Source organism: Psychromonas sp. KJ10-5 (assembly GCF_055808325.1).
Window position 1 is genome coordinate 1 of record NZ_CM147864.1, and the last position, 13,559, is coordinate 13,559.

General features: G+C 40.8%; 10 protein-coding genes, 3 tRNA genes and 3 rRNA genes. 12 read left to right on the forward strand and 4 right to left on the reverse strand.

Annotated features, from left to right (window positions below):
* Positions 1-383: 383 nt before the first annotated feature.
* The 5 genes from AC0L3W_RS00005 to rrf all read left to right on the forward strand — a co-directional run bounded on the left by AC0L3W_RS00005 (position 384) and on the right by rrf (position 5,861).
* Positions 384-1,926 (forward strand): 16S ribosomal RNA (locus tag AC0L3W_RS00005).
* A gap of 109 nt (positions 1,927-2,035) precedes the next feature.
* Positions 2,036-2,112 (forward strand) — tRNA-Ile (locus tag AC0L3W_RS00010).
* Positions 2,113-2,156: 44 nt separating this feature from the next.
* A tRNA-Ala gene (locus AC0L3W_RS00015) sits at positions 2,157-2,232 on the forward strand.
* 476 nt (positions 2,233-2,708) lie between these two features.
* Positions 2,709-5,597 (forward strand): 23S ribosomal RNA (locus AC0L3W_RS00020).
* Between the two features lie 148 nt (positions 5,598-5,745).
* Positions 5,746-5,861, forward strand: a 5S ribosomal RNA gene (gene rrf, locus AC0L3W_RS00025).
* The 16S, 23S and 5S rRNA genes sit together here with 2 tRNA genes alongside, the layout of an rRNA operon.
* A gap of 501 nt (positions 5,862-6,362) precedes the next feature.
* Here the strand turns inward: rrf and AC0L3W_RS00030 are convergent.
* Positions 6,363-6,439 (reverse strand) — tRNA-Arg (locus AC0L3W_RS00030).
* Between the two features lie 224 nt (positions 6,440-6,663).
* On the opposite strand from AC0L3W_RS00030, the gene AC0L3W_RS00035 reads away from it, so the two are divergent.
* Positions 6,664-7,422 carry a FlgO family outer membrane protein gene (locus AC0L3W_RS00035; protein ID WP_290040068.1) on the forward strand — a complete coding sequence of 253 codons (759 nt, stop codon included), beginning with the start codon at positions 6,664-6,666 and terminating at the stop codon, positions 7,420-7,422.
* 295 nt (positions 7,423-7,717) lie between these two features.
* Positions 7,718-8,197: an LPP20 family lipoprotein gene (locus AC0L3W_RS00040; RefSeq protein ID WP_409439967.1), complete on the forward strand. Its 480-nt coding sequence runs from the start codon at positions 7,718-7,720 to the stop codon at positions 8,195-8,197.
* A gap of 45 nt (positions 8,198-8,242) precedes the next feature.
* On the opposite strand, the gene flgN is transcribed toward AC0L3W_RS00040, so the two are convergent.
* The 3 genes from flgN to flgA form a co-directional block, all read right to left on the reverse strand.
* On the reverse strand, positions 8,243-8,662 hold the full coding sequence (flgN, locus tag AC0L3W_RS00045) for a flagellar export chaperone FlgN (RefSeq protein WP_409439966.1): 420 nt from the start codon (positions 8,660-8,662) through the stop codon (positions 8,243-8,245).
* A gap of 24 nt (positions 8,663-8,686) precedes the next feature.
* On the reverse strand, positions 8,687-9,007 hold the full coding sequence (flgM, locus tag AC0L3W_RS00050; RefSeq protein ID WP_290040065.1) for a flagellar biosynthesis anti-sigma factor FlgM: 321 nt from the start codon (positions 9,005-9,007) through the stop codon (positions 8,687-8,689).
* 84 nt (positions 9,008-9,091) lie between these two features.
* A complete protein-coding gene (gene flgA, locus AC0L3W_RS00055) occupies positions 9,092-9,781 on the reverse strand; it encodes a flagellar basal body P-ring formation chaperone FlgA (RefSeq protein ID WP_473574089.1) in 690 nt (229 codons plus the stop codon).
* A 105-nt stretch (positions 9,782-9,886) separates the two neighbouring features.
* On the opposite strand from flgA, the gene AC0L3W_RS00060 reads away from it, so the two are divergent.
* From AC0L3W_RS00060 to AC0L3W_RS00080, 5 genes are all read left to right on the forward strand, one after another.
* On the forward strand, positions 9,887-10,792 hold the full coding sequence (locus AC0L3W_RS00060) for a chemotaxis protein (protein WP_290040063.1): 906 nt from the start codon (positions 9,887-9,889) through the stop codon (positions 10,790-10,792).
* Positions 10,793-10,898: 106 nt separating this feature from the next.
* The gene (locus AC0L3W_RS00065) at positions 10,899-11,729 is read left to right on the forward strand and encodes a CheR family methyltransferase (RefSeq protein WP_409439965.1); all 831 of its coding nucleotides are present in this window, start codon (positions 10,899-10,901) and stop codon (positions 11,727-11,729) included.
* Positions 11,730-12,005: 276 nt separating this feature from the next.
* Positions 12,006-12,407, forward strand: a complete 402-nt coding sequence (gene flgB / locus AC0L3W_RS00070) for a flagellar basal body rod protein FlgB (protein WP_290040061.1) — start codon at positions 12,006-12,008, stop codon at positions 12,405-12,407.
* Between the two features lie 20 nt (positions 12,408-12,427).
* A complete protein-coding gene (gene flgC, locus AC0L3W_RS00075; RefSeq protein ID WP_113820364.1) occupies positions 12,428-12,844 on the forward strand; it encodes a flagellar basal body rod protein FlgC in 417 nt (138 codons plus the stop codon).
* A gap of 10 nt (positions 12,845-12,854) precedes the next feature.
* Entirely contained in the window at positions 12,855-13,550 is a 696-nt protein-coding gene (locus AC0L3W_RS00080; RefSeq protein ID WP_290040060.1) for a flagellar hook assembly protein FlgD, read from the forward strand.
* Positions 13,551-13,559: the final 9 nt, after the last annotated feature.

Consider the following 13,559-nt stretch of genomic DNA (forward strand, 5'->3'; position numbering starts at 1 on the left):
TAAAACGCTTGCCAATGAGATCTTAATCCCTATAATGCGCACCCACAGACACGGGATGTAGCGCAAGTTACTAACGCAGTCTGAACCATTAAACTCAACGAGTTTGAGTCAATAAAAACTTTTAAAGTTTATTGTTGACAAGGTTGAAGGTTAGCGTAATATACGCCGCCTAGCCGAAAGGCACGCTCTTTAACAATTTAATCAAACAATCTGTGTGAGCACTTATTGTTGATGTGATTTCAAAAAATCAAAGTCCTACTTGTTAGGCAACATCAATAGAAGTGACACACGAATTAATTCATTAATTCAGAATAACATTGTACTTAGGTACATAGTTTTAGTCAGTAATATTGAGTCGCAACTTAGGTTGCAAATTAAACTTTAAATTGAAGAGTTTGATCATGGCTCAGATTGAACGCTGGCGGCAGGCTTAACACATGCAAGTCGAACGGTAACAGAAAGTAGCTTGCTACTTTGCTGACGAGTGGCGGACGGGTGAGTAATGCTTGGGAATATGCCTTATGGTGGGGGACAACAGTTGGAAACGACTGCTAATACCGCATAACATCTCCGGATCAAAGTGGGGGACCTTCGGGCCTCACGCCATAAGAGTAGCCCAAGTGGGATTAGCTAGTTGGTAAGGTAATGGCTTACCAAGGCGACGATCCCTAGTTGGTCTTAGAGGATGACCAGCCACACTGGAACTGAGACACGGTCCAGACTCCTACGGGAGGCAGCAGTGGGGAATATTGCACAATGGGCGCAAGCCTGATGCAGCCATGCCGCGTGTGTGAAGAAGGCTTTCGGGTTGTAAAGCACTTTCAGCGAGGAGGAAAGGTTGTACTTTAATAGAGTGCAGCTGTGACGTTACTCGCAGAAGAAGCACCGGCTAACTCCGTGCCAGCAGCCGCGGTAATACGGAGGGTGCGAGCGTTAATCGGAATTACTGGGCGTAAAGCGCGCGTAGGCGGTTAATTAAGTCAGATGTGAAATCCCAGGGCTCAACCTTGGAACTGCATTTGAAACTGGTTAACTAGAGTTTTGTAGAGGGTGGTAGAATTTCAGGTGTAGCGGTGAAATGCGTAGAGATCTGAAGGAATACCAGTGGCGAAGGCGGCCACCTGGACAAAGACTGACGCTGAGGCGCGAAGGCGTGGGGAGCAAACGGGATTAGATACCCCGGTAGTCCACGCAGTAAACGATGTCTATTAGAATTTTGTGGCTATATGCCGTGGGATTCAAAGCTAACGCATTAAATAGACCGCCTGGGGAGTACGGCCGCAAGGTTAAAACTCAAATGAATTGACGGGGGCCCGCACAAGCGGTGGAGCATGTGGTTTAATTCGATGCAACGCGAAGAACCTTACCATCCCTTGACATCCAGAGAATCACCTAGAGATAGATGAGTGCCTTCGGGAACTCTGAGACAGGTGCTGCATGGCTGTCGTCAGCTCGTGTTGTGAAATGTTGGGTTAAGTCCCGCAACGAGCGCAACCCTTATCCTTATTTGCCAGCGGGTTATGCCGGGAACTCTAGGGACACTGCCGGTGATAAACCGGAGGAAGGTGGGGACGACGTCAAGTCATCATGGCCCTTACGGGATGGGCTACACACGTGCTACAATGGCAAATACAAAGGGCTGCTAACCAGCGATGGTATGCGAATCTCCTAAAGTTTGTCGTAGTCCGGATCGGAGTCTGCAACTCGACTCCGTGAAGTTGGAATCGCTAGTAATCGTGGATCAGAATGCCACGGTGAATACGTTCCCGGGCCTTGTACACACCGCCCGTCACACCATGGGAGTGGGCTGCACCAGAAGTCATTAGCTTAACCTTCGGGATGGCGATGACCACGGTGTGGTTCATGACTGGGGTGAAGTCGTAACAAGGTAGCCCTAGGGGAACCTGGGGCTGGATCACCTCCTTACGTAAAGAAACACATCCTTTGTACTTAGGTACATTGGCGCAAGTAATAATGAGTGCCCACACAGATTGTTTGATTAGAAAGTAAAGAGACGTATAGATAGACTCTAGATGGGTCTGTAGCTCAGTTGGTTAGAGCGCACCCCTGATAAGGGTGAGGTCGGCAGTTCGAATCTGCCCAGACCCACCAATTTCTTGTATTGAAATTGGATTTCTATTTATACATACCATGTTGGGGCTATAGCTCAGCTGGGAGAGCGCCTGCCTTGCACGCAGGAGGTCTGCGGTTCGATCCCGCATAGCTCCACCACTTCATCTTGTTTCAAGTTTGATGTGACCAACATGATAGAAGCCTTAGATAAGTTACACTATTTATCTAAGGCTTTTTTTAACGAAAAAGTCTGCTCTTTAACAATTAGGAAAGCTGATAAATGTTCTTATTTATCGCACAAAAACAATGACACTTAGTGTTGATTGGTGTGATAAATAAAACGAAATGTTTAATTCATTACGATGAATTAAACGAGTTCTCAATATTAAAACTTCGGTTTTAATATTGTAATCAAGCAAAAATAAAATGCACATTACATGCAAATGTAATGAGTACGTATCTACACACTCTTTTGAGTGTTAGGTGCACGAAAAACGTAAACGTTTTTCATATGTAAATATGAGAGTCGCAAGCGTCTTGGAAACAACATACAGCAACCCAGTTGCGTATTTATGCAATTTAGGATGTTTTTAACATCATATAAATTGCTTAATGACACTTCTTAGGTGTTGTATGGTTAAGTGAATAAGCGTGCACGGTGGATGCCTAGGCAATTAGAGGCGATGAAGGACGTGGTAATCTGCGATAAGTCCAGGGGAGTTGATAACAAGCGTTATATCCTGGAATTTCCGAATGGGGCAACCCGGCACTTAGTGTCATCGTTATGTGAATACATAGCATAACGAAGCAAACGAGGGGAACTGAAACATCTAAGTACCCTTAGGAAAAGAAATCAACCGAGATTCCGAAAGTAGCGGCGAGCGAAATCGGAACAGCCCTTAAGCTGTTTAAAAGTTAGTGGAAGGCTCTGGAAAGTGCCACGGTACAGGGTGATAGTCCCGTACACAAAAACTTCTTTACAGTGAAAACGAGTAAGTCGGGACACGAGAAATCCTGATTGAATATGGGGGGACCATCCTCCAAGGCTAAATACTCCTAATTGACCGATAGTGAACCAGTACCGTGAGGGAAAGGCGAAAAGAACCCCTGTGAGGGGAGTGAAATAGAACCTGAAACCGTGTACGTACAAGCAGTAGGAGCGGATTTATTCCGTGACTGCGTACCTTTTGTATAATGGGTCAACGACTTAATTTCAGTAGCAAGGTTAACCATTTAGGGGAGCCGTAGGGAAACCGAGTCTTAACTGGGCGAATAGTTGCTGGGATTAGACCCGAAACTTGGTGATCTAGCCATGAGCAGGTTGAAGATTGAGTAACATCAATTGGAGGACCGAACCCACTAATGTTGAAAAATTAGGGGATGACTTGTGGCTGGGGGTGAAAGGCCAATCAAACCAAGAGATAGCTGGTTCTCCTCGAAAGCTATTTAGGTAGCGCCTCATGTATCACTGTTGGGGGTAGAGCACTGTTAAGGCTAGGGGGTCATCCCGACTTACCAACCCTTTGCAAACTCCGAATACCAACAAGTGCAATCATGGGAGACACACGGCGGGTGCTAACGTCCGTCGTGGAAAGGGAAACAACCCAGACCGCCAGCTAAGGTCCCAAAGTATATGTTAAGTGGGAAACGATGTGGGAAGGCTTAGACAGCTAGGAAGTTGGCTTAGAAGCAGCCATCTTTTAAAGAAAGCGTAATAGCTCACTAGTCGAGTCGGCCTGCGCGGAAGATTTAACGGGGCTAAACATATCACCGAAGCTGCGGACGCGTATTTATACGCGTGGTAGAGGAGCGTTCTGTAAGCCGTCGAAGGGAAAGGTGTAAACCATCCTGGAGGTATCAGAAGTGCGAATGTTGACATGAGTAACGATAAGGGGGGTGAAAAACCTCCCCGCCGGAAGACCAAGGGTTCCTGTCCAACGTTAATCGGGGCAGGGTGAGTCGACCCCTAAGGCGAGGCCGAAAGGCGTAGTCGATGGGAAACGGGTTAATATTCCCGTACCCTTATATTTTGCGATGGGAGGACGGAGAAGGCTAGGTGGGCCTGGCGATGGTTGTCCAGGTTCAAGAGTGTAGGCGGGAGATTTAGGTAAATCCGGATTTCTATTAACGCTGAGACTCGATGTCGAGCTACTAAGGTAGTGAAGTCATTGATGCCATACTTCCAGGAAAAGTCTCTAAGCTTCAGAAATATAAGGATCGTACCCCAAACCGACACAGGTGGTCAGGTAGAGAATACCAAGGCGCTTGAGAGAACTCGGGTGAAGGAACTAGGCAAAATGGTACCGTAACTTCGGGAGAAGGTACGCCCTTGACGGTGATGAGACTTGCTCTCTAAGCTGTTGGGGGCCGAAGATACCAGATGGCTGCAACTGTTTATTAAAAACACAGCACTCTGCTAAATCGTAAGATGACGTATAGGGTGTGACGCCTGCCCGGTGCCGGAAGGTTAATTGATGTGGTTAGACTTAGGTCGAAGCTATTGATCGAAGCCCCGGTAAACGGCGGCCGTAACTATAACGGTCCTAAGGTAGCGAAATTCCTTGTCGGGTAAGTTCCGACCTGCACGAATGGCGTAATGATGGCCATGCTGTCTCCACCCGAGACTCAGTGAAGTTGAAATCGCAGTGAAGATGCTGTGTACCCGCGGCTAGACGGAAAGACCCCGTGAACCTTTACTATAGCTTAGCAGTGAACTTAGAGCCTACATGTGTAGGATAGGTGGGAGGCTTTGAAACCGCGTCGCCAGATGCGGTGGAGCCAACCTTGAAATACCACCCTTGTATGTTTTGAGTTCTAACCATGGCCCCTGAATCGGGGTTTGGGACACTGTTTGGTGGGTAGTTTGACTGGGGCGGTCTCCTCCCAAAGAGTAACGGAGGAGTACGAAGGTTGGCTAATCACGGTCGGACATCGTGAGGTTAGTACAATGGTATAAGCCAGCTTAACTGCGAGACAGACACGTCGAGCAGGTACGAAAGTAGGTCATAGTGATCCGGTGGTTCTGAATGGAAGGGCCATCGCTCAACGGATAAAAGGTACTCCGGGGATAACAGGCTGATACCGCCCAAGAGTTCATATCGACGGCGGTGTTTGGCACCTCGATGTCGGCTCATCACATCCTGGGGCTGAAGTCGGTCCCAAGGGTATGGCTGTTCGCCATTTAAAGTGGTACGCGAGCTGGGTTTAGAACGTCGTGAGACAGTTCGGTCCCTATCTGCCGTGGGCGTTTGAGAATTGAGAGGAGCTGCTCCTAGTACGAGAGGACCGGAGTGGACGAACCGCTGGTGTTCGGGTTGTTATGCCAATAGCATTGCCCGGTAGCTACGTTCGGAATCGATAACCGCTGAAAGCATCTAAGCGGGAAGCGAGCCTCAAGATGAGTTCTCACTGGAACTTTAAGTTCCCTGAAGGGCCGTTGGAGACTACAACGTTGATAGGCAAGGTGTGTAAGTGCGGTAACGTATTGAGCTAACTTGTACTAATTACCCGTGAGGCTTAACCATACAACACCTAAGTAGTGTTGCTGTTAACCAAGATTGTCAAAGAAGACATTAAAATATAACGCTTGTGATAGCGTATTTACATAACTGCTACGATTATACAGAACGACTAAAGAACATTAGACTGTCACTTTCCTAATTAAATTTTATGCTTGGCGGCCATAGCGCTGTGGTACCACCTGATCCCTTGCCGAACTCAGAAGTGAAACGCAGCTGCGCCGATGATAGTGTGGGGTCTCCCCATGTGAAAGTAGGTCATCGCCAAGCGCCTAATTCGAACAATCCCTGTTGACTATGTCAGCAGGGATTTTTTCGTTGTTGGCTGTTGGTTTTATAGCAACTTGCACATCGGGTAAATAAAGTGCCACGGAGTGGCTGGCCTTATGTGTGATAGCTAGGGGCGAATGATACGCCAGTATCGGTTTATGAGCGGGCTAAGCTCCGCGTGACCTGGTGGATCCGCGACAGCGATGGCCCACGAGTAGAGGAGCTCCGCGACGACTTTCCATCGCCAAGCGCCTCATTAAACAACCCCTGTTGATTAACATCGACAGGTTTTTTTATGTCTAAAATTCATTGATGTGGAGATGGAATCGAGGGTGAATAATACGTAGGTATTATCGTTCTATGTTTAATTTTATTGCTTTAAAAGCTTTATTACGCACCTTTAAGCTACCTTGAACAAGGTTATAGCAATAAGCAGAAGAGCTCTGCTAGTGCCTTTTATGCTGTTTGTTTTTTATTATGGTTTTCTTTTGATTGGTGTGATGGTCGGAACGGTGGAAATCGAATCCACAACCTGCCGCTTAGGAGGCGGCTGCTCTATCCCATTGAGCTACGTCCCGTATATCAATCTAATTGTAATGAATTAGGAAAGTTTATTTTTTATCATAAACAGCTTAAAGGCAAGATATAGGCAATCATATTATTGATTTTTATTATTATTCTTTAAGGTCTAGAAGTATTCTATATTTTTACTTTCTTAATTTTTATCTCTTTATCTCTAAAGTTATAGCTCATCGTGCCGATAGTAATATCAGATAACATTTTATTACCAAGGCAGGGCTTAATGAAAATACTACTTATTATTTCAACATTGATTTTTATGCTTCAAGGATGTGCCTCTGTAAAGCTTATGTCAGCTAAAGAGTATGAAGCGATCAAAGAAAAAGAAGTTGCACGTAATAGTGAGAATTATCTTTATTATTATATTGCCCATTCAACGAGCAATAATTACTTATCTGACGATGACAGTGACACTGGCGGCGTTAAAACTGGCTCTAATGGATATGGACATCTTTATACTTTCCAAGGTAAGAAATCATTAATCTTATCTGAGATCGTCAGTAAAATGGCGGATCAATTACTTCATAACTATCACGACCAATACCATAACAGCTCATTAGCATTAACTTCTTTAGTTGATCTCAACGATTACAACAATACTAGTTGGTTAGGGCAAACTATTTCTGAACAGTTTATACATGAGTTGCATATTAGACAACTACGTGTAGTTGATTACAAGTTAACCGGTAGTATCCAGGTTACTCCTGCAGGTGAATTTGCTGTTACCAGAGATTGGAAGAAACTCAATAAAAATGTTGATGTTGGTCGTATTTTAACAGGGACCATTTCACGTAATGAAGAAGGGGTTATTGTGAATGTCCGTATCGTTAATGCATTAGATAATGCAGTAGAATCAACCTCTAGTGCATTTATACCAGAGCGTATGTTCGTCGGTGGCATTTATGATTACCGTCCTAGAAACTATATTTCACGTAATAGTAGTAGCAACGATAATCGTGTGTTAGTTCGTTTAGTTGAGTAATTACAGCTATCTAATTTAAAGTGGGTTGCATCGTTTATGAGTGCTACCCGTTCCGACTGTTGAAAAATCATTGAGGTAATGAATGATTTTTCTGTTTATAAATCTAAGCCGTTCAGCTATTTTTTTAGCTTCCTATTGTGGTTCCTAGCAGCCAATTCTCCATTATCTATCAATAAGACTCCCTTAAGTGCCACTCAATAACATTAATAATTATAGTGGGTATGAATATTGCTTAATCTAAATTATAAGAAATTATATTCAGACAGCTTATCAGTTTATATTTAAGGAGTTTTCGATGTCCAAGAGTAAGTTACAAGGGCACCTATTTGTAACAGCATTATTTTCTAGTCTGTTGTTAACGGGGTGTTCTTTGTTTAAGAAAGAAGTTGTAGAAGTTGAAAAGGTGGATACCTATAAATTTGTCGCCATCGGATATGCAACAATGAGTGCTCAGACTGGCGCTACCGATGATATTAAAATGCTGAATGCTATTAAGGCTTCAAAGTTAGAAGCTTATAAAGAGCTCGCTGAGCAGGTCTATGGCGTAATGTTGAGTTCTGAGAATAGTGTACAACAATATCAACTACGCAATGATGGCATGAGCACTAAGGTGAAAGGTTTAGTAAGGGGGGCTAAGGTATTGCGTAGTTACCATGAAAAAGACCTCTATATAACTGAATTAGGTTTGAACATGGAGACTTTACCTTATCTTAAAAGTGCTGAATTTACTGACAGAAGTGAAGTTATAAAAGTGCCAAGCCAAATATATTACTAACGTGCTCTTTATTGTTAGCTGATGATAGGGGAAGGATTAAAAGTGTTAAGCTTGAATGTTCTTTCCTAACAAACTCGCACTATTTAAGACTCCTTTTTGATCATAGGTTACAGTATTTTTTCCTTTAGCTTGTGTCAGTACTTGCATTAAGTGCTTATTACTTTGCATGCTTAACTCTATTAAACGTCCGTTAATATCATTATCTTTTTGACAAGCTAACAAGCGACTTTCTATATCTTGCTTCAACGCTAATAACTGACTATCTTCTTGGATTAAACGTAAATTATCTTTGCTGCTAATTGCTTTATTTGAGCCACCAATGCTTTGCAGCAGCTTTTGTTTGTTGGATAGTGTTAGATTTAAATTGTCGAAGGACTTTTCTTTAAGGCATGTTCTTTCTTCATCAAGTAATCCATGGAGTACTTTAATCGATTCGAGTAGTTCAATTAACTGATCTTTTAACATGCAATATTCTTTTTAGGTAACAGGTTAACTTGGATATGCGTCGCTAAAGTCATTTTCAAATTTACCGATGTTTTCAGCTAACTGCGCGGAGTTAATCTTGTAATCACCTTTCAAAATAGCTGCTTTTAATGTTTCAACACGTTTCATATCCACTTGAGACTCACTTGAAGCTTGTTTTTGCATTTTATTTAAATTCACTGCTTGCGATGTTAGTTGTACAGAGTCCTTATGGGGATTTTGCACATCTTTTTTATCGGCTATGTTGCCACTATTTTTCTTGAGTGAGTTATTTTGGTCAATCGCAATACTATTTTGTAATGATTGACGGTTGATATTTATACTCATAATCGTATTCCAATTAGTCTACATAGTTAACGTATCGGCAAGGGAGTAAATAACTTTAGCTAAAATTAGCGAAAAGCTGACTTTTTAAAAAGAAACTTGTACTTCTTTTAAAGCATATACTGTTCCAACTACTTCGCGTTGGGTACGAGTATTTTTTACTCTTACTGTACTGCCTATATTACCATCTGTTAAAGCAATACCCGAGGCTTTTATTTTTAGTCCGCTTTGGTTTGCGGTAATAGTCACCTTATCGCCTTTACAGACATAACAAACATCTTTAAAACGAATACTTCTTTTAGAGGAGACGTTGCGTTTAAGTCTGACACCATTTAAAGGAGCTAGTTCAGAGAAAGTACTGCCTCTTACTTGTGATTTCGCTTTGTAAATTAGCTCGATATTTTCTTCATCTAATGTTTCACCTTTACTCAGTGGACGACTGCTAACAATTAATGGGATCAGCGTTTGTACTTTAACTCTTACGTATAAATCCCACGGATTATTATCTTTGCAAGATACTTTAACAGCGGTATTACTTTTTATTTTATCGCCAACAATATACCCCTCTAAAGGGACTTTACATTCAGTAAAATTGACTCTATTGGTAATTGGATTTGCTTTTATATATAACTTTTGTTCTTCTGTTAATTCAAAAGTAGCCTGATATTTATCAAAAATAAGCGTTTCAGCAAACTTTTCTACCTCTTTTGAGTAATTAGATGATGCAAAAATATGAGAAGTACCTAGACTTAGGACTATGAAAATAAATCGAAGCAATTTGCTCACCTTAAGTTAAGTGAATTTGTTTCATGGTGAAATAACGTAGTAAAATATTATAAACTTTTTTTACTTAACAATAACCATAACAAAAAGGACTAGAATATGGCAGGAGTTTTAGACTCAGTTAACCAACGTACTCAGTTGGTAGGACAAAATAGACTTGAGCTATTGCTTTTTAAATTAGGCGGAATTCAACGTTATGGCATTAACGTTTTTAAAGTAAGAGAAGTTCTACAATGCCCTCCTTTAACTGTTCTACCTAAATTAAATGGCGCTATTCGTGGTGTTGCTTATGTGCGTGGACAGGCAATTTCTATTATTGATATGAACCTAGCAACTGGTGGTAGAGCAATTGATGACATTGAAAATCGCTTTATTATCGTTACTGAATATAATCGCTCGGTACAAGGCTTCTTAGTGGGTTCTGTTGAACGTATCATTAATATTAATTGGGAAGATATCTTACCACCGCCAGCAGGAAGTAGCCGTTACAGTTATTTAACTGCTGTGACTGAAGTAGATAACTCATTGGTTGAAGTACTTGATGTTGAAAAAATACTGGATGAAATCGCGCCAGTTAACACAGAGGTCACAGAGCAAATTACCATTGATAATATGGAAAACAAAAAAATCTTAGTGGCAGATGACTCATCGGTGGCACGTAAACAGATACAACGCACTTTAACGGCTCTTGGTTTGGAATGTGACCTAGCAAAAAATGGTAAAGAAGCGCTGCAAATTTTACAAGAAGTCTCTAAAACACAACCAGTATTTGAAAAATATGCATTGATGATCTCCGATGTGGAAATGCCTGAAATGGATGGGTATACCTTAACATCTGAAATAAAAACACATCCTGATATGAAAGACTTATACATTATTTTACACACTTCACTCAGTGGTATCTTTAATCAGGCGATGGTTGAAAAAGTAGGGGCGAATGACTTTATTGCTAAATTCAATCCAGATGAACTGGCGATAGCAGTACAAAAGGTCATTAACTGTTAAGAAGTATAATAAATAGAATAGCTTTTAATGGTAAGTTATTTACAATATTTTTTGTTTATTAACATATATGACTTCAACTCAAACAATGGAATGCAGGTAATTATTAGTGAAAATTTTGTCTGATCAACTTTATAAAAAATTTGCTCTTTTTCTAGAAAAACAATGCGGCATCGTATTAGGGGATAATAAGCAATATTTAGTTAAAAGTCGTTTAAGTCCACTTATAACTCAATTTAACTTAACTGATTTAGATGAATTAATAGAAAAAGTTATTAACAGTATGAACTCACAGTTACGTAGTGCTGTGGTTGATGCGATGACAACCAATGAAACTTTATGGTTTCGTGATACTTATCCTTTTGAATTATTAACTCATAAGCTTTTCCCTGAGTTATTAGAGACAAAGAAAAATATTAAAATTTGGTCTTCTGCTAGTTCATCGGGCCAAGAAGCTTATTCAATAGCGATGACTGCACTTGAGTATGTAAAAGCTAAACCTACGAGCAAGCTGACAACACAAATTATTGGTACTGATATTTCTGACTCAATGTTGGCGCAATGCAACCTGGGGCAATACGATTTGTTAGCTTTATCTCGAGGTTTATCAGAGACTCGTAAACGCCAGTTCTTTATTCCAGTACATGGTTTAACTAACAAAATGCAAGTCAGACCAGAGGTCAAAAAATTGACTTCTTTTAAACGTCTTAATCTATTAGATAGTTATGCATCACTAGGCAAGTTTGATTTAATCTTTTGCCGTAATGTTTTGATCTACTTTTCTAATGACGTTAAAGCTAAAATATTAAACCAGTTTGCAGGTGCTTTAAATCCAGGTGGTTATCTTATTTTAGGTGCTTCTGAATCCTTAAACGGATTAACAGATAAGTTTGAAATGGTACGTTGTAACCCGGGTATTATTTATAAATTGAAAAAGTAGCAATAAAGCGGTTTTAAGATGATATTAAAGAGGCAACTATTGCCTCTTTTTTTTGGCACTTTATCGATGTGCCATTTTTCATTAACAGGGTATTGCTTTCATTTTCAGTATTGGCCAAGATTAGATAGAATTGAGGCTTTATGATATTTATCTAATTGATATAAATAAACACTTATAGCTTTCTATCCCTCGCTCTTGACAAAAACTCACCTTATCAATTCTATTGTTTATATTTTTGGCACAAGCTTTGCATTTATCTAAACAAAGGAGAAATTTATGGCACTTAACTTTGAAAAAGCATTAGGCATTCATCAGCACACATTAGGTATTCGCTCTCGTCGTACTGAGATTTTAGCGTCGAATATTACTAATGCAGATACACCTAATTACAAAGCAAAAGATATCAATTTCAAAGATGCTTTAAATGCAGCTAAGTCAGGGAGTGGTATGTCGTTAAATCGTACCGACACGCTTCATAAGCCTGGTTTCTCAAGTTCAATGGCACAAAATGGATTATTGTATCGTGCTTCCAATCAACCAGACACCGGCGATGGTAATTCTGTTGATTTAGAAGTTGAACGTAATTTGTTTATGAAAAACAGTATGGAATATCAAGCTAGTTTAGATTTTTTGAATAGTAAGATTTCAGGATTACGCATGGCCATTAAAGGTCAATAATTGCTAGTGGGAGAAAAATCATGAGTTTATTAAAAGTATTAGATGTTGCCGGCACTGGGATGAGTGCGCAATCTGTGCGATTAAATACCACTGCTAGTAACTTAGCGAATGCCAATAGCGTTAGTAGTAATATTGATGAAACTTATAAAGCGCGTCACCCTGTTTTTGCCGCAGAGTTAGACAGAGCAATGGGTGGACTCGATAGTAGTGTCGGAGTGAAAGTGCAGGGGATTGTAGAAAGTACTGCCGAATTAAATCGAGAATATGCGCCTAATCATCCTAAAGCGGATGAAGATGGTTTTATTTTTCACTCTAATGTCAATGTAATGGAAGAGATGGCTAATATGATAAGTGCTTCACGCTCGTACCAAACTAATGTGCAAATTGCCGATGCAGCAAAACAGATGTTAAGCCGTACATTGCAAATGGGTAAATAAGGATAATTAGATGACTACTATAACCTCATCAGGTCTCAGTTTAACCAAGCCATTAACTGAAGAACAAATTAAGAAAAATACAGAAATTGATGCTGAGCAACAATTAGATCAAGAAGATTTTTTCTCCTTGCTTTCACAGCAACTGGCTTATCAAGACCCATTTTCACCCGTTGAAAATGCGGAAATGATTTCTCAAATGTCATCATTTACTACAGCCGAAGGTATTGCCACATTAGGAACAGAATTTGCCGGTATAAAAGAAGTGCTTAATTCTAGTCAAGCCTTAGAAGCTTCTTCACTGGTTGGTAAAAAAGTATTAGTGCCAAATAATCAAGCTTTCCTTCCTGAAGGCGGGATCGCATCGGGTTCTATCACCAGTAATACTGGTGCAATCAATACTACCGTTTCTGTTAAAAATAGTGCTGGTAATGTTGTTAAAACCATTGAGTTAGGTGAAATTGGTGCGGGTAACCAACGCTTTGATTGGGATGGGTTAGATGCCGACGGCAAACCTGCCCCACAAGGCACCTATACTTTTGAAGCTTTTGGTTCTGTGAACGGAAATGGAGAGGCATTAACAACTGCGAGTTATGCGCATGTTGAAAGTGTCAGTTTAGGTGGTGGTTCTGCAAGCGTTTATTTAAACCTGAAAGGGTTAGGCGGTATTGAACTGGATGAAGCAATTGAAGTTGCAGAAAATATATAATTAAAGGAA